General features: G+C 52.9%; 15 protein-coding genes. 1 reads left to right on the forward strand and 14 read right to left on the reverse strand.

What is annotated here, in order from left to right; genetic code table 11:
• Nucleotides 1–246: 246 nt before the first annotated feature.
• On the forward strand, nt 247–2613 hold the full coding sequence (locus IPH59_16370; protein ID MBK7093260.1) for a T9SS type A sorting domain-containing protein: 2367 nt from the start codon (nt 247–249) through the stop codon (nt 2611–2613).
• On the opposite strand, the gene IPH59_16375 is transcribed toward IPH59_16370, so the two are convergent.
• The 14 genes from IPH59_16375 to IPH59_16440 all read right to left on the reverse strand — a co-directional run bounded on the left by IPH59_16375 (nt 2605) and on the right by IPH59_16440 (nt 22109).
• A complete protein-coding gene (locus IPH59_16375; protein ID MBK7093261.1) occupies nt 2605–3468 on the reverse strand; it encodes a glycosyltransferase family 2 protein in 864 nt (287 codons plus the stop codon). The two genes, IPH59_16370 and IPH59_16375, sit on opposite strands and share 9 nt — an antisense overlap.
• A complete protein-coding gene (locus tag IPH59_16380) occupies nt 3465–4706 on the reverse strand; it encodes a hypothetical protein (GenBank protein MBK7093262.1) in 1242 nt (413 codons plus the stop codon). The genes IPH59_16375 and IPH59_16380 overlap by 4 nt, the downstream gene beginning before the upstream one ends.
• Complete coding sequence (locus tag IPH59_16385; GenBank protein ID MBK7093263.1) at nt 4687–5766, reverse strand: glycosyltransferase family 4 protein; 1080 nt, start codon at nt 5764–5766, stop codon at nt 4687–4689. Before IPH59_16385 ends, IPH59_16380 begins: the two co-directional genes overlap by 20 nt.
• Nucleotides 5763–6692 (reverse strand): GNAT family N-acetyltransferase, encoded by a 930-nt coding sequence (locus IPH59_16390; GenBank protein MBK7093264.1) that lies wholly within the window; start codon nt 6690–6692, stop codon nt 5763–5765. The genes IPH59_16385 and IPH59_16390 overlap by 4 nt, the downstream gene beginning before the upstream one ends.
• Before the next feature lie 5 nt (nt 6693–6697).
• Nucleotides 6698–7123: a hypothetical protein gene (locus IPH59_16395; protein MBK7093265.1), complete on the reverse strand. Its 426-nt coding sequence runs from the start codon at nt 7121–7123 to the stop codon at nt 6698–6700.
• Nucleotides 7038–8897, reverse strand: coding sequence for a hypothetical protein (locus IPH59_16400; GenBank protein ID MBK7093266.1), 1860 nt, complete (start codon nt 8895–8897; stop codon nt 7038–7040). Before IPH59_16400 ends, IPH59_16395 begins: the two co-directional genes overlap by 86 nt.
• Nucleotides 8890–10401: an apolipoprotein N-acyltransferase gene (gene lnt, locus IPH59_16405; protein ID MBK7093267.1), complete on the reverse strand. Its 1512-nt coding sequence runs from the start codon at nt 10399–10401 to the stop codon at nt 8890–8892. Before lnt ends, IPH59_16400 begins: the two co-directional genes overlap by 8 nt.
• A 46-nt stretch (nt 10402–10447) precedes the next feature.
• Nucleotides 10448–11485: a phosphoribosylformylglycinamidine cyclo-ligase gene (locus tag IPH59_16410; protein MBK7093268.1), complete on the reverse strand. Its 1038-nt coding sequence runs from the start codon at nt 11483–11485 to the stop codon at nt 10448–10450.
• Complete coding sequence (locus IPH59_16415) at nt 11482–12168, reverse strand: HD domain-containing protein (GenBank protein MBK7093269.1); 687 nt, start codon at nt 12166–12168, stop codon at nt 11482–11484. Before IPH59_16415 ends, IPH59_16410 begins: the two co-directional genes overlap by 4 nt.
• A gap of 68 nt (nt 12169–12236) precedes the next feature.
• Nucleotides 12237–14636 (reverse strand): primosomal protein N', encoded by a 2400-nt coding sequence (gene priA / locus IPH59_16420; protein MBK7093270.1) that lies wholly within the window; start codon nt 14634–14636, stop codon nt 12237–12239.
• Between the two features lie 127 nt (nt 14637–14763).
• The gene (locus IPH59_16425; GenBank protein ID MBK7093271.1) at nt 14764–16074 is read right to left on the reverse strand and encodes a tetratricopeptide repeat protein; all 1311 of its coding nucleotides are present in this window, start codon (nt 16072–16074) and stop codon (nt 14764–14766) included.
• Nucleotides 16075–16156: 82 nt separating this feature from the next.
• Entirely contained in the window at nt 16157–17503 is a 1347-nt protein-coding gene (locus IPH59_16430; protein MBK7093272.1) for a DUF4139 domain-containing protein, read from the reverse strand.
• 215 nt (nt 17504–17718) lie between these two features.
• On the reverse strand, nt 17719–19347 hold the full coding sequence (locus IPH59_16435; protein MBK7093273.1) for a response regulator: 1629 nt from the start codon (nt 19345–19347) through the stop codon (nt 17719–17721).
• A complete protein-coding gene (locus IPH59_16440; protein ID MBK7093274.1) occupies nt 19287–22109 on the reverse strand; it encodes a PAS domain S-box protein in 2823 nt (940 codons plus the stop codon). The genes IPH59_16435 and IPH59_16440 overlap by 61 nt, the downstream gene beginning before the upstream one ends.
• Nucleotides 22110–22152: the final 43 nt, after the last annotated feature.

A 22152-nucleotide genomic window follows, 5' to 3' on the forward strand; every position in this document is an offset into this window, starting at 1 on the left:
CAAGCAAAAAACCCCATCTAACCCGCGAAAATTCTCAGTAATTGCAAACCTCCCACAGGTATGGGGCTTACACCACTCTCGGCGACATGAGAAGTGGTTCAGGTTGCGACACTTGTAACGACTTGAAAATTCCGAACGGCTAAGGTATTGCTTTACAAGGTGATGCGGGAGGCGACTTGACAGAAGCCAATCGGCACGGACTTTGCCTTAATAAGGGCGGCAGAAGTCAAGTAAATGGCGGGAGAAATGAAGAAGATCGTAATAATCTCTATAACATTATGCCTTTTAATGCTTTGCAGCATTTATGACGGCGAAGGTGCTTTGCGCGAAAAAGTCGGTTTTGAGATCAATTCGGTCAGCCTCACGACGGACCAGACAGGCACCACGATCGAACTCAATACTGTTGATAATCAACAAGTTACGACGACAGGCGGGCTCCCCGTTCTGATTCGTCGTTATCTGGTGAAAAATGGGGAATTTGACTCGGTTAAGGCGGTGACTTCACTCAAAGAGACTATTGCTGAGAATCTCACACTAAAAGTCGAGCCGGATGTGGCGACATTTGCCGGTGATCTTGGGCGTGATAAAACATTCTACGTTAATGAGTTAGAGCGATTTTCCGAAAAATATACTCCGACATCAAGCGCATTCGTGATCGACAATAGCCGCGACGGCGACAAGCAGATTGTCACGATTGGAATCCGGCCTTTGGATTTTGATGCAATGGCGGGGACTTTGACAGGATACTCGGACATCGCGCTGGAATTCTTCGGCTCAGCAGATTTGAGCATGGAGCAGATCAGCGAATCCGAATCTCAAAACACTCCCCTGCTCAATCGCTCGTCGGCGGGATTTGCTTCCACTAGTGGAGTAGTTGATTACTTGATAGTCACGCGCGGTGATTTTGTCGAAGCGTTTTCTGAATTGGTGCAGTGGAAAACGGCAAAGGGATTGAACGTCGAAGTAGCGCTCATCAGTGATATCATTGCCGGAAATTCCGGACTTGATGATGCCGAGAAATTGCGCAATTACTTGATCAGCAGATACTCCAGTGGGTTGAAGTACGTGCTTCTGGGCGGCGACGAGACGGTGGTTCCGATTCGTTATGCGTACCACGCAAATAGTTCAACACAGCCGCCGCTTGATCTGATGAATATCTGTGATTTGTATTACGGAGATGTCAACGGCAATTGGGATGCTGATGGCGACGGCGTGTATGGTGAGCCCTCGCAGGACCAGCCGGATCTCTATGCCGAACTCTTGGTGGGCAGATTGCCGTTCCGCAATGCGACTCAGGTTGAAAGCTATGTAAACAAGTTAATCGCATACGAGCAGAATCCGGGAGCGGGAGATTACGATTATCTCAACCGGGCACTGTTCATTTCTGCGGATCAGATGCGCGACTATCAGGGAGTTGGACAGCATAGCCTGCTTGCAGGATCATACCCGAGTCACGTCACCAGCGATATCAGCGATGTTGTAGAAGCTCCGACCGGTGATGCCGCCAATCCGGCGACGCCGCTGGCGCCGAGCGCGATTCAGACAATGTCTCAGGGCTGGGGAATGATGACGCTTCTGATTCATGGAGTCAGCGACGGATGGGTACTGCGTTCGCACGAGTACAACGAATGGCCAAAGCAATTCTTGTTCACCGCAGCGGGCACTGACGGCGATCACGGATTCCTGCCAAATCTCGCTTCCAATGGCAAGCCGGGTGTTATCTATTCGATCGGTTGCGACAACGCGGCTTTCGATATGGATGCGCCACCGTTTGGTGTGACGAATCCTTGCGTAGCTGAATCGTTCCTGGCAAAAGCAAACGGCGGTGCGGTATGTTTTGTCGGATATTCGCGCTGGGGATGGGTAGCGAGTTCGTGGAAGTTGGAGGAGGCTTTCATCGACTACGTCTACAACACGAATAACAACGGCGCGGAAGCAGTGCGCTATTCCAAGACGTTGTTCCCCTATTATCGCGATCTGTGCTACGGGCTTAACTATTTCGGCGATCCTGAAATGGATATCTGGACCAATATCCCTCAGGAACTGCAGATCACGCGCAACAAGATTAAGCAGACCGGCGAGATCGTAATCGCGGTTGAAGTGAGCGACGGTTCGTCAGCGGTTGCTGATGCGATGGTAACGATAACGAAGAACGGCGAGATTATCGGCCAGGAACTTAGCGCAAGTGACGGATATGCGAATATCGCGGTTGATTTCACTCTGGCTGATGAGTTTGTCGTGATTGTTTACAAGGCCGGTTACGCGGTTGAGGCGGCAGTGCTGGTGCCGGAAATCGTGCTTGATGCCGACGATGAAACCGGAAGTACACTTCCGGAAGTGTTTGCGTTGTACCAAAATTTCCCGAATCCATTCAACCCGGTGACGACGTTGCGGTTTGATGTGCCGACATCGACGCGCGTAGTGGTGGAAGTCTACAACGTGCTGGGGCAGTTGATCAATGTAATTGCGGACAATTACGTTGGCCCGGGCACGCATGAAGTCGAATGGAGCGGGGTGGACTTTGCAGGACGTGCGGTAAGTTCGGGTGTGTATTTTGCGCGAATGAGTTCGCCGGGATTTTCGCACGCGATCAAGATGTCGCTGCTAAAATGATTGGCCGGAGAATTTTCGATAGGCCGTTCGAATCGTTGCTCCAAGACCGAGAATGATTGCAGCCAAGGGCCGCAGGAGTACTTTGGCTCCCAGCAGTTCGTGCTTCGCAAGGTAACGGTAGAAGCCGCAATGAGAATCCCAAATCAGCCATGTTCCCTCTTGCCGGGTCGAGCCGCCAACTAAGTGGTGCGCTTTCGCTTCCGGTACAAATCTGATCTCCAGGCCGTCATCCGCAATTCGCTTACAGTAGTCGACATCCGAAAAGAAGATAAAGAACTTCTCGTCCAGCGGACCGAGCCGAGTGATCACATCACGTTTGAGCATGAGCGCGGAGGCCATCGGTTGTTGGACAACGCCAGCCGTGTTGTGGTCAAAGTAGCGATTGCGCCAATGGCCAAGTGTGACATTGCGTGGAAACAGCATTGACAACAGAGCGGCATCGTAGACGAGTGTCGAAAACGTCGGGAAATTGCGGACACTATGCTGAATGCTGCCGTTGTGGTTGAGCAATTGCGGCGCTGATGCTGCAACGGTCGTACTGGCATCCAGCGCGGCCAGAAGCTTGGCAGTACAGTCGGCAATTAATCGGACATCCGGATTGAGAAGGAATATTACATCGCCGGTCGCAGCAGCAATTGCTTGATTGGTTCCTCGCGTGTATCCGGTGTTTTGTTGATTGAGAATGTATCGGACGTTGCGGTTTCCGACGAGCTCGGCGCAATTTTCAGCGGGGCTGTTGTCGACGATGATGACTTCCCTTTCGAAGTCGCCCTGTTGTGCGTCGATGGAATCGAGCAGTGCGGCGATTGTCGCTTTCGAGCGATAGGCGACGATGAGATAGGAGACTTTGGTCATTCGTGGATTTCTTTCAGGCGATCGGCGAGTCGCGCAAAGGTGGCTGTCCATTCAAAGTCAGCATAGTGGCCATTGTTGCGGAGCCCGCGGAATCGATCCGGAGACTCGAACACTGATTTCAGCGCCTCAGTCAGTTGCGAACCGTCGTCGACAATCCAGACACCGGGGAATTGGCGCTCTTCGAGAATTTCGCGGGCGGCGTTTCCCTTTGGCAGGACGGCAATCAAGGGCGGCTCGGCACGCAGCAACTCCCAAAGTTTGGAAGGGACGACGAATGATGTGTCGTGGTCCTGCGTAAGCGCGACAATGTTCACTGCGGTGCGGCGAATTGCGGCGACGGCATCCGGGTGAGGCAAATAGCCGGTGCTGTGAAATCTGTCTGTCAGACCTGCGGCAGTAAGTGTGTCATCAAGAGTCGGCAGATCGAGATGACCGATGTGACGCAGACTGAAATTTGTCTGCGATTCGCTGCGAGCAAAGTCGCCGAGCCATTGCGCTACACGATCAAAGCCAATCAGGTAGTTCAGTGTGCCATAGATGCCGATGATGTTTGATTCGAGTGGACTGGTTGTGGTGAAATCTGCTTCTGAATAACCGTTGGGGAGGAACATAGATTTTGCTGTTGCATCATACTTGTCAGCATAGAAGCGAGTCGTGTTGGGCGAAGTCGCAGTCACGAGCGCGGCTTTGCCGATGATATGTTCAATCAGATTTTCGGCACGGTTTTGAGACTCGGCGTTGTCGCTTTGAAATGGCAGCGACGACCAGATGTCGCGGAAGTCGGCAATCCAGGTTACATTATCAGACTCGGCACATTCCAACCCGACCAAATGCGAAGAGATCGGCGGCGAGGTTGTAATAAGCAGTGTCCGGGTGTCGGGCTGAATCAGCTTTGCGACAGCTTTGGTGGCGCCGGGAGCGAAGCCGATTTTGGAATCGGGAAACATCGACGAAGCGATGGCGCTTTTCGTCTTGCCTCCCAGGAGTTTCTTGAGCGAAAACATCGGCATGAAATGCTGGATGCGCGCCGGATCGGTCGAGCCGACGCGGATGACTTGGACGCGCGGATCGATTTGCGATTCCATGACCTTATCATGTGCGGGATAAGAGATCGGCTTGACGGAGACGACGAAGACTTCGTCACCGCGCGAGGCAAAGAAATTCGCCAATGCGACGGGGCGCGCGGTACCCGCCAATCCCAAGGGCGGGAAATAGTAGCTAACGATGAGGACGCGCATGTTCTACCGCGTAATCGTCGATCAAACGCTTGAAGGTGTAATCGGCGAGTTTCATTTGCTGTTCGCGAATGCCTTTGGACTCGAGGGCCGGAGCATAGCGAGCGTGGGCTTCGACGCGTGCATCAAGCGTTGCACCGAGTTTGATTTTTGATGCCAACACGACGGCATCGCTGATGGGAAAGAAGTGGCGGTCATCGTTGAGCCATTCGCGATTGCCGGGAATGTCGGTGACTATCGGATAGAGTTTCTGCGACATGGCTTCGAGCAGCGAGACCGATGCTGAATCGGATTTCGCGGTCGAGATGTAGATGTCGTGTGAGCGATAGAGATTGAAAAGTTGTTCGTCGTTGCAGTAACCGGTGAAGGTGACGATATCGTCGAGCCCCAGTTCGCGCGACAAACTGCGCAGTTGCTGTTCGAGTGATCCGCCGCCGGAGATCGTCAATACGAAGTTCAGTCCTTCAGTTTTCAGAATCTGTGCGGCGCGAAGCAACGTTGGAATGTCATACAAAGGTTCGTGCCGACGAGTACTAAGGATTCGCAACGGTTTGGAATCAGTCAATTCGCGGGCGAGTCCGCTTTCGTGCCACGATTTTCGCACACCGAAACTGACGACGAGATGTCGCGGTACGCGATGGATATTGAAGGTTTCAGCGACCATCATCTGCGAATCCATCACGACGAGGTCGGCGCGCTTGAGGACATATTCACTGCGTTTGCGGCGGAGATATCCGCTTGTGCCGGTCAGCAACAGGTCAGAACCCCAGAGCGTGATCACCAAGGGATGGGCATTGACAGCGGCGGCGGCAAGACCGTAGGTCGGCAGAAAGTGGGCGTTGATGATGTTGGGCTTGAATTCGGCGATCAGTTTTTCGATTTGATCGGCCAAAGTCAGATAGCGCAGCGGTCCCCGTCTCCAGCGCGGCACAAGGCGAGTGCCGGTGAAACTATCGGTGAAGTCGCAGGAAGCAGTCATGACTTCCCAGCCCATCTTCTCAAACGAGTTGTGCCACCGCATTAAATGCGGAGCGATTGCCTCCCCGAGGAAGAGTATTTTCAACGGATCCTCGTCATGAAGTCGATGAATCTCTTGAGCTGTGTGCGGCGGACGTACTCGGTGTAAGGATGCTCAATGGCGCCCCAGGCCTCTTTGAATCGTCGTAGTCCCTTATCGAGCGGCGGTGTTGCACCGAGATTGAGACGCTGCAAGCCGGCGTCGCGGAACTGATTGATCATTGAATCAAGGAGAAGAAAGTTTGCTCCGGCGTCAAGGCCATCTTGCGACGAAAAACCATCAAAGTAAAAAGCATCGGTGGTCGTCGCGAAATAGATGTGAACGCAATGCAATGCCGAGCCATTTTTCGCGGCGATTGCTTTGATTCCGCTGTCGCGATTGTCCGACTTCGCCAGCAGATACTCGTAACAAGTTTGCGGAAAACGTCGGACTTCGCCGGTACGCTTCTGGTGAAGCTGCAATAGCGCTAGGTAGGCGGCGCTGTCTGAAGAGGTCAGTTGCACGACCTGTAGATTCTGATCTTGAGCCTTTTTGATGTTGCGGCGGGTGTTTTCCGAATATTCGGAAGAAGTCGTGGCCAAGTCTATGATATGCGTTGCCAAGCGGTTGCGATAGTAGTTGTCGGGATATTCAATCGAAGGGGTGATTTGGAATTGAACGATGTTTTCCTGCAAGTAGCGGCGGCCGCACAGCCATGTTGTGAGTGCAGAGACGTCATCGGCTGTGCCTTCGCCGAGAATACCGCCATAACCGCCATACGGCATCGAGAAGAATATCTTGCCGGCGGCGGTGGCTTTTTCCAAACCAATTAGTGACGTGTTTCCTGAGGTGACACAAATCCCGTTCCAGCCGAGCGATTTCTGCCACATGTCGAGCAATGCGGGCAGCAGGAATACCGATGTTGGTCCAATCGGTGTTGGTAGCTCAAGCTCGTGATGAGAATTGATCAGTTGACGAACAACAACTGACATTGGATTTATCGCCTGATTACGAGAATTTTGCCGGTATGATGAGTGCCGTCTTCGGCGCTGAGTTCCCAGATGTAAACGCCGGAGGCAACGAATTCGCCGGCATGATTGCGGCCATCCCAGCCGGCGCTGACAGTAGTTTCCCGGACAAGATCTGCCGCAACCGTGTAGATGCGGACATCACCGCGTTGATCAATCTGGAACTGAAGTTGATCGGTGAAAGCCGTGCCGATGCGGAAGGGATTGGGGTAGGCGAATACTCCGATGTCCCCGCCCTGATTGCCGGGAGTGTAGTCGAGGATGCTCAGTCCGCCATTGGTGAAGATCAGGAGTTTGTTGGAAGCTTCGTCATAAACCAGCTTTTCGATGTCGTTGGAAACCAAATCGGAATTGACAGTCGTGAAAGCGACCGGATCGGCCCCGTTGGCGGCCAAGCAGAGCTAATCCTTCGGAAGTGCCAACCCAGATATTGTTGCGCGAATCGGCGACTATTGATGTGATATTGGAGCCGATGCCGGGAGCGATTTCAGTCGGGAAAAAGAAATCGATACCCTCGTCGAACTTCGCGAGACCTTGATTTGTGCCAACCCACAGCACGTTGTCGCGGTCGTATGCCATTGCGGTTACAATATCGGACGGCAGGCGACGACTGCGGCTGAAATAGGCGAGTTGATCGTCGGCGTGGTTTTCAGGAGAGATTCCGTAACGCAGGAACGCAACGCCCTGGTCATCGACACCGACTGCGGCGGTGCCGTTGCCGGCGGCTACGACCTGATTGTTGCCGCTGACGAATCCATCGGCGGCATCAAAGTGCTCCCATGTCGAATCGCTGGGGTCGAACATCACGAGCGGTCGAACGGGATTTGCCTGAAAAAGCGAGAACCAGATTCGCCCGGACGGGTCCTGATAGACCGAATTGACAACCACAAAAGCGGCATCTTGCGCAACACCGATTAAGTGAGAGTTACTGTTGTTGAACTGCTGGATAGCGCCATTTGACTTCACACGAAAGACGCCGCGGCCGAAGGTTGGAATCCATAAGTCACCGTTTGAAGCAACGAGCGCTGAGAGTTTCTCCGACGTGGTCACTGTCGTGTATTCCCAATCGCCATCGACGAATACTGACAGGTCGTCCGTGCGCGAAACGACAAGCAGACGGCCATCGGAATCGTAGCCGCCTCCGACCAAGGTATTACTGCTTGGGCCGGGAGCAGGCATTTTGACTGCAGAATTCAATGTGAGAATTTTGTGAACACCATCAGCTACGGTGCCGAAGTACCAGTCGCCGGAGTAAGCAAACGAGTTTAGCCCGGCGTTGAGTTCGGCGGGTAGTTGATAAATTATCCACTCAAACGGTGAGATGCGAAATACCTGCCGCCCGCCTTCGGTGACAACAAGTGCATAGAGCGAAGTCGCTGGTTCGTCACCAAGTGAAAGATCGAGAATTTGCATCGCGGCAAAATTTTCTACGGGAGTGAGTGACGTCTCTCCATCCCAGACGTAGAGACCGCTGTTGGTGCCGACATAGAGCAAACCATTGAATGCACCGAAGCAGGTGACCTTGATATCCTCGAAGATCGGAACACCCAGTTCAATCGTCGTCCACTCGGCCGGATCGAGCAGGAATTCGTTGTCGATGTCGCCAATCGCGACGCCTTCGTTAGTACCCGCGAAAATCTTGCCATCAAAGACGTGGACCGTATTGACAGCAGATTCGGTGAGGAAATTGCCGAGCGTGCGGTAAGTTTCTTTGACCTCGCCGCCATTGCGGACGCGGTCGTACTTGATGATTCCGACGCTGGATGCAATCCAGAGGAAGTCACCGCTGGTGTCGGCAGAGTTGAGCGACAGGAGTCCGCCGTCGCGCGAGCGCAATTGCGTTGAATTAAATGACTGCGATGACAGATTCAAGCGACTGAGGATGCCGTCGGCAGAACCGAAGTATGCCTCGTTGTCGCCGGCAAAAGCAGCAAAGTTAATCTTGATGCTGCCAAGGCCATCACTATTGAGATAGGTCGTTACCTCCCCGTTTGAGGGAGCGATGCGAACTACACCGCCGGTTGTTGTTGCCCAGACAAAGCCGCCAAAGGAACTGAGCGAAGTGACTTCGTCCTTGTTGGTGTGATTCTCCCATTGGTAAACCTGCGCAAAAACGCACGGGACAGAAAACAGAATCAGTATGAGTGTGGCAATAACAGGTCTAAACATAGCGCTTTCTTGTAACAGCAAGAATTATACCCCCGAGAATGGTCATCGCAAGGCAAATCTTTGCAAGGACAGCGCCGTGGCGACGGAATAACGTATCGCCCATCGGCGGGCCGATTTTGCCGGTGAGATAAGTGCGACCGCCGAGTTGGGTTTTGGCAACGACGCGGCCATAGGGATCGAAGATGCCGCAGATTCCGGTATTCGCGGCGCGGACGATCCAGACGCGATTTTCGACGGCGCGAAACACGGGAATATAGAAATGCTGGTAGGGTCCGGCCGTCTCGCCAAACCAATCGTCGTTGGTAATGACGGTGAGAAACTCGGCGCCCTTGTTGACCATTTCGCGGACAAACTCCGGGTAGACGACCTCGAAGCAGATTAATGTTCCGAACTTGCGGCCATGCGACTCAAAAGTGACGATACTGTCGCCCGGGTGAAAGTCGGAGATATCGAGCGCGAGGCGCTCTTTGACGAACTCGCGGAACTTGGCGATAGCGGTGATCTTCTCGGCATAAGGCATGTGCTCGCCAAAAGGGACAAGCTGAAGCTTGTTGTGCGGTGTCGGGAGCATGCCCTTGTCTGGTGAGAAGAAGAACGCTGAGTTATAGTACTTGCGCACACCCTCCGGTGAGCGCGTCATATAGAGCGCGCCGGTCATGATATCGACGTTTTCGCGACGGGCGATTGATTCGATCCAGGAGATGTAGGGACGCTCAAGATTCAAATACATCGGCGCTGCGCTTTCGGGCCAAATCAACAATTGCGCGGAATCGGCAGCTTGGGCGCTTAGTTCATCATAAGCGACGAAGTTGTGATCAGCCTTGCCGTTTTGCCATTTCTCATTGACTGGAATGTTGCCTTGTAATGCCGCCACAGAGAAGTCAGGCTCGAGCGGGTGTATGCGAGTCACGCCCCAGATGTAGGCTCCGCTGTAAAGCACGATTGCGGTGATAAAGAGAACGCTCGAGAGAATCATCCGTCGAAGGTTGGCATACGCGAAGTAGAGGATCAATCCAATGATGCAGACGAAGAAAGTCACGACGGCATCGCCATTCAGTTCAGCAAGTTGGATGATCGCAATGTTTGATGCCTGAGTGTAGGAGATGTTCTGCCACGGGAACGAAACCTGCGTCAGCGAGCGCGAGTATTCCATCGCGACCCACAGTATTGGCAGTGACCAAAGACCGGCACGGCCGTAGCGCTTTGTGGCTTCACCTGCAAGACCGCCAATAACGGCGTAATACAGCGAATGGAGCAGGACCATCAGGATGACACCGACGACATTGACATAGACGACCCAATAGAGCGTCAGTACTGCCGTGATGACACCAAAAACGTAGCCGCTGCGGAAGCCTTCTTTGAATCCGAGTCCGCGAATCGAAGCGGCAAAAATCGGCACAAAAAAGTAAGAGAGAATCCAGAACGGCAATGGCTCAAATGCTAAACTGAAGAAGAGGGCAGAGATTATAAGAACAACGGTTCTTTGAGGGAGCTTAAATCGCATTCAGACTTCTATACGGCACCAAGCGGCGATTTGGAAGAGCCGCTTTTCATTTCAATTCGACGCCGCGTTTGCCTTTGACGATTTCGCCCAATACGAAGGCTTTGGATCGTTGAGCCAGCAGGATGCGAATTGCAGCTTCGGCGTCCTTCTTGCCGACAACGATCATCAGACCGATGCCCATGTTGAAGGCGTCAAACATGTCGTCCTCGTCGATGCCACCGCTGCGTTGCATGTAAGCAAACAATGGCGGAATCTGCCAGCACGAGAGATCGATGCGGGCGCGACAATTGTTGGGGAGGACGCGCACGAGATTTCCGGGAATACCGCCGCCGGTGATGTGCGCCATGCCGTGGACAGCAACTTCGGAGCGGAGTTTTGTTACCGGTTTCAGGTAGCTGCGATGGACGGCCATTAGCGCTTCAGCAACGGTGCACTTCAACTCCGGAATTGTGTCGCCCGGTTTCATGTTGAGTGTCTCGAAGAACAATTTGCGAGCGAGTGAGTAGCCGTTGGTGTGGAGGCCGCTTGATTCAAGTCCGATGATCAAATCGCCCGGTTTGATTTTGGTGCCGTCGACGATGTGTTTGCGATCGACGACGCCGACAATGAATCCGGCGAGATCGTACTCGTTTTCCTGATAGAAGCCCGGCATTTCGGCAGTCTCGCCGCCGATCAAGGAACAGCCGTTTTGCTTGCAGGCAGTCGCCATACCGGAAACGACTTCGGCGACGACGCCGGGACTGAGTTTGCCGGTGGCAAAATAGTCGAGGAAGTAAAGCGGACGCGCACCCATGACAAGGATGTCGTTGGTGCAGTGGTTGACGAGGTCCTGCCCTACTGTGTCGTGTTTGCCGGTCATGAAGGCAAGTTTGAGTTTGGTGCCGACGCCATCGGCGGAAGAAACCAGCACCGGGCTTTTCATGCCCGCGAATTTGCCGTCGTAAAGCCCGCCAAAACCGCCGATCCCGTTGAGCACGGACTTGGTGTAGGTCTTGCGGACGAGTTTCTTGATGCGGGCGGTAGCTTCGTCGCCGGAGGCGATATCGACGCCGGCTTCTTTGTATGATAATCCTTTAGAACTCACTGTAATTTGTATCCGTTAATATCCAATTCAAATTTCATTTTCAGTTGATTTGCCGCGTTGCGACACATGACCATACGAGTCAGGAAGATTTCGAAATAGTCCATCACCGAGGCGACAGTGTCGTCAATCGTGATTTCAAGGGTAATCGTTTGGCGGTCGACATCGACACGCAAGAATGACGACTTGGCGGCATAGTTGACGCGGTCGTGAATGTCGGTTCCGATCTGGTCAAGGTTACGGACACGCGAGGAATGCACGTCAGACTTGTCGGCCAAAATCACGGCGGCGGCAATGTCGGAAATCGGCATGGTCTCCATGTCGTCGTGGTTGCCGATGGCGGCGGCGACATCGAGCGCTTCCTCGGCAGGCATGCCGAGATTGTGAAGCAGCGTGTAGGCGGCAATAGCACCAGATTGGGCGTGGAACTGCCGATTAATAGCGTTGCCAATATCGTGTAGATAAGCGGCAATCGCACCCAGATGACAGACGCGGTCGGGTCGGCCAAGACGTTCGAGCACATTGTAGGCGATTTTGGAAACGAGCTTACAGTGGCGCAAACCGTGCTCAGTGTAGCCCTGCTTGCCGAGGTAGTAGTCCGCCTTGATGATCCAGGCAGTGACTTCCTCGGAGTGCATTACTTTGTCGATTGTGACCAATCGGTCTCCGGTCGAGACTTTGTCCATGTTAGCATCCTTCATCTGTAGGTGTTGGAAGTTACTGACAACAAGCGAGTTGTCAAGTCCGATTCTTATTACATCATATCGACCGGATCGACATCGACGATTACGTGGACGTTTCGATTGTTCTGCAACTCCTTGGCGTTCACTATCTCATCAAGAATCGGCGTGACACGGCGGACACTGCGCGTTTTGAGAAGCAGATGGAATCGGAAGAACTCGCGGAGTTTCATAATGGGAGCCGGGATCGGACCCTGAATCGAACAAAGTTTGTTGAGCGACTTGGCGAGTTGTTCTCCAAGTGACTCGGCGACGGTTTGGGCCATGCTGGCGTCTTTTGATTCGATGGCAATCAGCACCAAATGAGTAAACGGCGGGAAGCGGAGTTCTTCGCGTTCGGTGATTTCGGACTCGTAGAAGCTCTTGAAATCGTGACCGGCGGCGAGCGCGATTGTGGCATCGGTGGGGTGAAGTGTCTGCAGGATCACCTTGCCCGGGAAATTGTGGCGCCCTGCCCTGCCGGATACCTGAGTCAATAGTTGGAAGGCGCGTTCGCGGGCACGAAAGTCGGGGAGTTCCAAAGTCGTGTCGGCTGTTATGATGCCGACCAAGGCAACATCGGGAAAATCGAAGCCCTTGGAGATCATCTGGGTACCCAAGAGCATCTTCGCAGCGCCGGAACGGAACTTCATGTAAATTTCGCGGAAGCTGCCCTGTTTTCGCGTTGAATCGAGGTCCATTCGAAGGACGGGAATTTCAGGCAGTCGGCGGCGAAGTTCTTCTTCCATCTTCTCGGTCCCGATGCCGCGATACAAGAAGAGATTACTTTGACAAGACGGGCATTTGTCGGGATACGGTTCGTGGTGCCCGCAGAGGTGACACATCAGTCGATTACGACCCTTGTGAAAGACCAGTGCGACCGCACAATTTTTGCATTCGATTTTCTTGCCGCAACTGTAGCAATGCACTGATGGCGCAAAACCGCGTCGGTTGAGCAGAAGCATAATCTGGCCGTTTTGCTCGATAGCGCCGTTGATTTCTGCAATCAAAGTATCACTGAGATAACCGGAGCCCTTCTTCTCGAAGCTTTGCTTAAGATCAACGATTTCGACGGCCGGGAGATCGCGGCCATCGACGCGTTCAGGCAGTTCCAGAAGCGCGTACTTTCCGCTCTTGGCGTTGTAGTAGCTTTCAATCGATGGCGTTGCTGAGCCGAGCACGACAACAGCGCCAAGCTTTTGCGCGCGATATACTGCCAGATCGCGGGCATTGTAGCGCGGCGCGGGAGAAGCCTGTTTGTAGGCGGCGTCGTGTTCTTCGTCGACAACGATCAACCCAAGATGCGGAAAAGGCGTGAAAATTGCGGAGCGCGGACCAAGGACTATCTGCAGCTTGCCGGAGCGTGCTTTGTTCCAGATCTCATAGCGGGATCGAGCGGTTAGGCGCGAGTGGATCAATCCGAGAGAGCTGCCGAAGACGTTTTCGAGACGCAGATAAATCGCCTGTGCAAGGCCGATTTCCGGGACGAGCACGATGGCCTGTTTGCCGGCTTTGACCGCGTGTTGGATGGCGGCGACATAGACCTCGGTCTTGCCAGAACCCGTAACGCCGTGGAGCAAGAATGGCTCGAATTTGTCTGAGGAGATAGCAGAGTTCAGAGCAGTGATGGCATCTTCCTGAGCGGTAGTCGGCACAAACTCGCGCGGAGTCACCGGTTTCAAGGGCTCGACAAAAGGCGGTTTTTCGGCGATCCGAACAGCACCGGCTGCTGCCAACTCCTGTATCTGTTTGCGAGTCAAGCGATGGGTTTTGCGCCACTCGACGAGGTCGGCTATACCCCACTCACTAAGGTAATCGACAGCATCGCGTTCGCGGGATGTGAGTTCCATTTCCGGATCGGTGTGCTCTGAGCGCTCGACCTGATAGTCCTCTTCCTTGAGGCGAGTCGTTTGGACATTCCAATCGACCTCAATGACCCCGGCTTCGATGAGCTTTTCAATTGCAGCACGCGAGTACGACTGCAAATGATGCGATGCAATCATCGAACGTCCGCGCGATTTGGCCTGAACGAATTGGGCAAGCGCGTTGCCTTCGATGGCGAGTTGATCGAGTTTCTCACGGGAGATGATTTGCACGCGCTGAGAGAGCTGCGAAGTTAGCGGCTGGGGCAACAGCGCTCTGATCGTGTCGCCGAGTGATGCGAGATAGTATTCTGATACGAAACGGCAAAGAGCCAAGTCTGCTGTCGAAATCACCGGCTGGAGATCGGGCAAGGAGTCGATGGGCCGAGTTTGGCCATCAAAATTCACATCGACAGTAGTGATCACTCCCAGCTGCTTGCGTTTGCCAAGAGGTACGATCACACGGCGACCGATCAAATCGGGCGACTGCAATTCATCAGGAATGTGATAAGTCAGCGGCTTTTTGATCGAACCAAAAAGACAAACTTCTGCCAGCTTCCGTGCCTTTTGCATACGAAGCAATATAGGCAATTGGGCGGGATGATTCCATCACATCTGTCGTGGGCACAGAATTAAGGGAGAGCAAATAGAAACGGGAGCGCTAAGACGCGCTCCCGTAGAAGTTCAAAAGCAGAGAACTCTATTTATCCTTGCATTTGCTGGAGGCATCTTCGGCTTCCGGCTTCATTCCCTTGCGGGCATAAACAAGGCTAAGCTGGCACCAGCAATCGCTGAAGTTGGGGTCGGTTTCGGTGCACTTTTTGTAGGCTTCGAGCGATTCATCCTGTTTTTCGAGGAAGAATGCGGTATTGCCATACCAGTACCAATAGAGCGGCTCCTTGGCATTGGTCTCGGCGGCCTGCTTGAAATCGGCGAGCGCCTTTGTGTTGTAGTCCTGCCGCGATTTGATCATTTGGTCCCTAGCGGCGATAAGCGCTGCATCTTTGGGACTGACAGTAAGCAGGCTGTCGATCTTCTGAGCTGAATCGCGCATTTCCGGCGACGAAGCATTGCGGACATACATTACACCGCGCTGATAGCGAATTTCCGCATTGGCCGGGTTCACTTCAAGAATCTTGTCGAGTGTCTTCTCAAGAGAAGCATTGTCTCCAAGTGCCTGATACGACATTGCCTGATTGATGAATGCGGCCTCAGCGTTGGCCTTATCGAGCGCGCCGAATTCGCCGTAGTATCGTGCCGAATTGGCATAATCTTTCTGATCGAAATAGACGTTGGCCAAGTCATAGACCATAAGCGCATCATTGGGATTCAACTTGTAGCTGCGCTGGTAATACTCCAGGGCCTTGTCAATGTTGCCGAGTTTCTTTTCGATGAGGGCGAGGTTGGTCCAGATGCCGGGAATTGTATCGTCGATGACAATACATTCGTTGAAGAGACCCTGGCCCTTATTGAGAAGCTGTTTGACAATGTCAGCCCGCGTCGCTTTGGTTGAATCACCGGGAACAGTCACAGTATCACCAGCGGCTGCGGATGAGTCGGCAGCGGTCGCCATAACCGACGACACAGAGTCGGCGAGCCTGATTTGTGTTACGCCATCCTTGAAAGCACGGCTCAGTTCGGCTTCCTTGGTCTCGCGAATCTGCTTGGGCATGTCATCTTTTTGACAAGCTTTAGCGCGCTTTTTGTCGGCGTCCATGTTTTCCTTGGAGCAGATAGCTTCGAATTTGCGAAAGTGATCCATCATTACGGAGTATTCCGCGCGTTCAGCGGCGATCAGGCCAAGATAGAAGTGGGCCTCCAGCGGATCCGGATAGTTTGCGACCGCGATATCGAGCAACTCGACGACATGGTCGTAGTCCTTGTCTTTTTGACCCAGATAGATCTTGGCAGACCGAATCAGTGCGTCATAGGGCAGAACTTCCTTCTTCTGCTGAGCAAACGCGGTGACCGTCAAGGCTAACAACAACACTCCAATGAGTATCTTTTTCATTCTTATCTCCTCCTGCAAGTGAACTTCGTCACAATCTTAGCTCGGAACCTAATCATTCCCGCAAATCAAGTCAAAGAGTTTGTTAGCTTCCGTAGCGGATCCGATACTTGAGAACGGCCTCTTGATCAGATTTCGCCGGCACGGTAAACTCAAGTTGTTGAGCCGTTTTCTTGACATATTCAAAATTCGACTCAACGACCTGCCAGTCGCCGTAGAGGCGGTAGCGAACATTGATCGTTACATTTTCTTCCTTACGATTGCGAAGTTTGACCTCAACTGTCTCTTCTCGAACCCGATCGGAAATGCGTCGCGAATCAATGACGGCCGTCTCTGCGGCAATGTCAAATGCGTTGCCGCCACGCAGTTCAACTTCTTCGTTGCGCGGCGTGTGATCGATCATATCCTCGCCGATAAATTCCTCCGAGCCGTCGCTGTCGAGTTTGGTCACGCGAATCTTGCCTGCCGGAAGCGGCATACCCAATCCGCCGGACTCGGAATTGACAAATGTCACTACGACGTTGACATCGGTGACGCCGGGGGAAGCCTCGTAGCGATAGAGCTTCTTAATCTGGGTCGAAGCGGGGTCAAAAAGACTTACCTGCTTGGTTTCGTTGTTGGCCACGGTTGTTGCACGGCCAAGGGTGTAGAGATGGTATTCAAAGAAGGATTTCTCTTCGAACCCTCGCCCAGCCGCGTCCATTGCCATTGATTCGTACATAACGCCTTTGGCCATTGCAGGAGGCATGGCACGATGAATATCGCCAGCGACAAGTTTCAATTTGGCGTCGCGGTAGGTCTTGCCGGAACGGTTATCGAGCGAAACCCAGCCGGAGAGGCGAAGATTTTTGTCGTCCTTGTCCAACTGCGCAATGTATTCGGCGTGCCAACTGATGTCGCTGGTCAAATAGGAGATTTCGGCGTCGCGCTTGCCCGAGACGTCGCTGGCAATCAGCCACTCAAGGGTTGGGGTGACGATTAAGCCTTCCGGCAGTTTCGGAGCGGAAACGGTCAGCATCTCCAGCGAATTAACGAGGCGAACTGCGCCATCGGCGAGATGCAGGACCATGTAGCCGGATGAGAGTGAGAGGAACTTGCCGCTAACGACATCGCCGTTCTTCATGGTGATTTCGACGGTATTGCCAAGATACTTCTGTAGAATTTTATCCGACGATACCAGGTCGTACTGATAATTCTGTTCGAGTAACTCAACCTTGTCGGAGCCCCGCAGTTTGAAGTGCACCGAGGTCGGGTCGATCGAAGCCGCGATATCGGTAAGGCTCATGCGATTGGTGCCCTTCTGGAATTCGAGGGTGCGGCCTTCCCTGACCAGCGCGAGGTTCTGATTATACACGGTAATGGCAACATCATCGGCCATAGCGATTGAGGCGATGAGTGCGAATGAAAGGACAGAAAGGATTAGTTTCAACATATACTCCTCCACTTGTACTATTAACGAGCCCCGTCGTATCCAGACACTTTTCTCGAGTTCATCTGCGACGCGGCGAACCGGCGCAGCATTGTCCCAGTGCCGATTCATAGCAATTACAAACGTATACGGCAATATATTCCGTTGATTTGTTTACTGCAATGGCATCAATGAGTTAGGAATTCGAAAAATTGAGCGGGACGGTCTGTGATTGCCGATTAGAGCTGGCGAACTTTGGTCCGCAAATCGAGGGCTTCGCGTATCTTGACCAGGAATGTACGCATCTGGAAAGGTTTGGCGATGTATCCGAGGATACCATCCTGGAGAAATTCCTGAATATCCTGATCGCTGAAGCCGGACATGATGAGAACTTTGACGTCAGGATTGAATTTCTTGAGAGCTGCAAAGGTATCGCGACCGTTCATTTTCGGCATCATCATGTCGAGCAGAACAAGATCGATGGCGTTCATACCGGTACGATAGAGTTGAACGGCTTCTTCGCCATCTTTGCAGGAAACGACCTTGTAGCCCGCCTTGGTGAGCATTCTCTCGGCGAGATTGCGAACGATGTCTTCATCATCGACGAGCAAAATGCGCTCGCGACCATCGACTTTGATTTCGGTAATTTCAGCCGCGCTCGGAAGCGCTGTACCTTCCAACACCGGGAAATACAAAGTGAAGGCTGAGCCTTTACCGACGCTGCTGGCAACCTCGACACATCCGGCGTGGCTCTTGACGCAACCGTAAACTCCCGCCAAACCAAGACCGGTACCCTTGCCCTGTTCTTTGGTCGTGAAGAATGGATCAAAGATGTGCGAGAGAATCTTGTCCTCAATTCCGACACCGGTATCGGATACAGTAATGGAAATGTATTCGCCGGGTCCACGCTCCAGCGAATGACGGTTACAATAGTCAGCGTCGAGATTGACATTGCGGGTAGTGATGATTAGTCGGCCACCATCGGGCATGGCATCGCGGGCATTGACGCCGAGGTTGAGAATAGCACTCTGGATCTGCGACGGGTCGCCCTTGACAAAACTTTGCGACGCAGAAAGCTCTGTTTGAATTTCAATCCGACGGTCGATGGTGTGTGAAAGGATAATCTTGACTTCATTGATTGCATCATGAATATCCATCGGAACAGCGAGGAAGTTGCCCTTGCGCGCGAAAGCGAGCAACTGACTGGTGAGATCGGCGGCGCGCGAAGCGGCACGGATGATTTCGCCGGAGTAGTCTTTCAGCTTTGAATCGTCGGCTGCTTCGAGACTGATCAATTCGCCAAATCCGCGTATACCGGCGAGAAGATTGTTAAAATCGTGGGCAATTCCGCTCGCAAGCCGCCCGACAGCCTCGAGTTTCTGCGCTTGGCGAAGTCGTTCTTCGAGTTCGGCCTCTTTGGTGACATCGCGTTTGACAGCGACGAAATTGATGACTTTGCCGGCTGCATCTTTAATTGGCGAGATTGCGCATTCTTCTTCATAGAGAGTACCGTTCTTGCGCTTATTGGTGAATCTTCCCACCCAGGGTTCGCCGGCGCGCAAGGTGGTCCACATATCCCGGTAGTACTCGGCGGATTGCACACCGCTCTTAAGAATTCGCGCGTTCTGACCAATGACTTCTTCGCGGCTGTATCCGGAGACATTCACAAAAGCAGAATTGACGTAAATGATCTTGCCGTCGATGTCGCTGATGACGATCGACTCGGTTGCTTGTTCGACCGCTTTCGCAAGCTGCGAGCGTTCGGTTTCGATTTCGCGTCGATCGGTGATATCACGCGAGTTGAAGACTATAGCGCCGACATGCGGATCATCAAGCAGTTGCGGCCAATCGTGTCGAGAATGCGCCAACTGCCGTCTTTGTGGCGAATGCGCAATTCTGCAGAAACATCGCCGCCCTTGATGAGAGCGCGCCGCATAATCTCTCGCACGCGTCGGCAATCGTCGCGATGCAGGCGCCTGAAGATGCTGGTGCCTTTGAGCTCGTCGGCACTGTAGCCGAGCACGCGTTCCACGGACGGGCTCAGGTAGATGAACTGTCCGTTGATATCAAAGAGTGTGATTACGTCAGACGAGTTATCGATGAGAGCACGGAAATGCTCTTCGCGTGACTGCAGCGCTTCCTCGGCGTGTTTCTGCTCGCTGATATCGGCAATGAACCCTTCGAGGGCAACAACCCTGTTCTCTTCGTCTACAACTGCGCTGCCCTGTTCCCAAACGAACTTGATCTCGCCGTTGCGTGTGATGAGACGATAGGTGAGCCGGTACGATTCACGTCGTTCGATGCCTCGTTGCACTTCGTTCCAGACCATTGTGCGATCATCAGGATGGATTAGATCATTGTATTGGACCGACCCGCCAATCTGCATCTCAGATGGGGTGTAGCCGGTCAATTGACGACAACCTTCACTGACGAATTCCATCGGCCAATCGGGGGTGTTCTGGCATCGATACGCCATTCCTGGAAGATTCCCGAGGAGAGCGGACACAGATCTCTGCTGATCGCGCAATTTTGCCTCTGCAAGTTTGCGCGCGGTGATGTCTTCGAATACGGTAACGAAGTATCCTTCTCTGGGACTATAGGCAGAAATCCAGAACCAGCGACCAAGCTCGGGTGTTTCGCTTTCAAACTTGACTGTCTCGCCATTGAGCGCGACGCGGCCATACTTGCCGATCCAATTTTCCTTGGCGGATTCGATGCCGGGGATGACTTCGGTAACGCATCTGCCTATTAAGTTTTCGCGTTTGAGTCCAGTCATTTCCTCAAAGACAGAGTTGACCTCAAGAAATATGTAGTCGATGGGATTGCCGCTCGGATCGAGGACTATCTTGTGGAGTGCAAAGCCATCGATCAAGTTTTCGAACAAAGAACGATACTTCTCTTCGCTTTCGCGCAACGCATCGTGAGATATCTTCTCGCTGGTAATCGACTCGGTAAAGACGATGATGCCGCCGATTGAATCCTGACTGGTTCGCCACGGACTAACAATGAATCGTATCCAACCTACTGTACCGTCAGCGCGGATGATCCTTTCTTCAGTGCTTTCAACGGTCTCTCCCGCCATGGCATGACGGTAGATATCACGCCAGCGTTCACTGGTCTCCGGGAAGAATTCGAATTGAGAATGTCCAATAACGCCCTGATCGCGCAGCCGATATTCCTCGAGCCACGCAGTCGTGGCAAAGAGGTAGCGCATCTGCTTATCGAAGATTGCTATCGCTGTCGGCGTGTGCTTAAACACCAGCCGGAATCGTTCATCGCTTTCACGCAAAGCGGCCTCGGTGCGCAGCTTGTCGGTGATATCAAAAATCGTCGAGTACAAGTAGTCGCGCCCGTCGAGACTGAGCGGACTCGAGTGAACCTCTACCTGTCGGACTTCACCGGACGAGAGTCGGTGGTCGAATATGAATCGGTTTCGCTGCTCGCCGCTGGCGGTGCGCATTAGATCGCGCACTTCTATTTCAGGCAGTGTGTTGATGTCCCAGACTTTTAGGGAGCGCAGTTGCTCGACCGAGTAGCCATAGAAGCTTGCCGCTGCGGGGTTCGCATCGATGATCGTACCGTTTGCAGGATCAATCACGAGTTTGACAGCTTCGTTCTTTTCGAAGAGTTGGCGGAATCGCCGTTCACCCGCTGCGTGGCTTTCTGTGAGCCTTGTGCGCTGCAGGTATTGGGCAATCTGTATTCCAATTCCGCTGACTGTCTGGAGCAGGTCGGTGTCGATACTATACGACTCTATACTGTAAAGCGTAAAAATGCCGCCATCGACAGTGCCGTCAGAAATCGGGAATGACAGGCTGGTCTTTAGCCCGAGTTTTGCTGTAGCTTTACGACGCTCTATGGGGTCAGAATCGACGACAGTTGCTGTCCAAAGCGGTAAACCGCCGGTCCAAACCTTTCCTTGTGTCATCTGGGCTCGATCCAACTGCAGCGTGCGGGTTATGGCGACAAATTCGTCTGTCGATTTGAGATTTTCAGCGCACCAGATTTGCGAAATGCGCAGTTGGGGACTGCCTTCTACCGGAATCCAGTGCTCACAGATTTGCCAGCCCAACTCCTTGCCAATGGCTTCAAGCGTTGACAAGATTGCCGAATCCGATGCTTTTGCAGAAGATAAGATGTTTGCGACAGTGTGTTGGGCTTTGAGATGTTGATGTCGCGTGTAGACTTCGGTGACACATTCGGATCGAATAGTCGTGAGGATCAGTTCCTCGCCTTCGGAGGTTTTGACTATGCGGCTATCTTCCTCAACTCGAACTTGCACACCATCAACGCGATAAATTACATACTCGGTTCTAAACGGAGTACGGTGGTGGATTACAGAGTCAAAATATTCGACAACCTGATCACGATGCAATTGATGGATGCAATCGAAACGGAGTTGGGGACATTTCTGCAGTTCTTCAGCGGAGAAGCCAAAAACGGCGGTTGTCGCTTTGTTGGCGTAACGGACTTGCGCGCCATCAAGGCTGAACAGAATGTGAACATCCCGCAGGTTGTCGAGAATAGCCTTGATGATAGCTCCGTTCCTAAATCTTTTAGCCCTTTGGTCGGAGTCGGAGGTGAGTGCGAAACTTCGCTTTTCAGATGCTGGGTCGGTTCCGACAGGCAACCAACATTGTGTGTTTTCCTCTTGAATTATCGGAAACGCATCA

The sequence above is a fragment of the bacterium genome, assembly GCA_016708315.1.
Taxonomy (GTDB): Bacteria; Zixibacteria; MSB-5A5; order CAIYYT01; family CAIYYT01; genus JADJGC01.

Excerpts from the sequence above, each read along its gene's own strand:
- IPH59_16390 (MBK7093264.1), bottom strand. The coding sequence starts at position 6,692 with ATGTCAGTTGTTGTTCGTCAACTGATCAATTCTCATCACGAGCTTGAG.
- IPH59_16400 (MBK7093266.1), bottom strand. The coding sequence starts at position 8,897 with ATGTTTAGACCTGTTATTGCCACACTCATACTGATTCTGTTTTCTGTC.
- lnt (MBK7093267.1), bottom strand. The coding sequence starts at position 10,401 with ATGCGATTTAAGCTCCCTCAAAGAACCGTTGTTCTTATAATCTCTGCC.
- IPH59_16415 (MBK7093269.1), bottom strand. The coding sequence starts at position 12,168 with ATGGACAAAGTCTCGACCGGAGACCGATTGGTCACAATCGACAAAGTA.
- priA (MBK7093270.1), bottom strand. The coding sequence starts at position 14,636 with ATGCAAAAGGCACGGAAGCTGGCAGAAGTTTGTCTTTTTGGTTCGATC.
- IPH59_16430 (MBK7093272.1), bottom strand. The coding sequence starts at position 17,503 with ATGTTGAAACTAATCCTTTCTGTCCTTTCATTCGCACTCATCGCCTCA.
- IPH59_16380 (MBK7093262.1), bottom strand. The coding sequence starts at position 4,706 with ATGCGCGTCCTCATCGTTAGCTACTATTTCCCGCCCTTGGGATTGGCG.
- IPH59_16425 (MBK7093271.1), bottom strand. The coding sequence starts at position 16,074 with ATGAAAAAGATACTCATTGGAGTGTTGTTGTTAGCCTTGACGGTCACC.
- IPH59_16375 (MBK7093261.1), bottom strand. The coding sequence starts at position 3,468 with ATGACCAAAGTCTCCTATCTCATCGTCGCCTATCGCTCGAAAGCGACA.
- IPH59_16370 (MBK7093260.1), top strand. The coding sequence starts at position 247 with ATGAAGAAGATCGTAATAATCTCTATAACATTATGCCTTTTAATGCTT.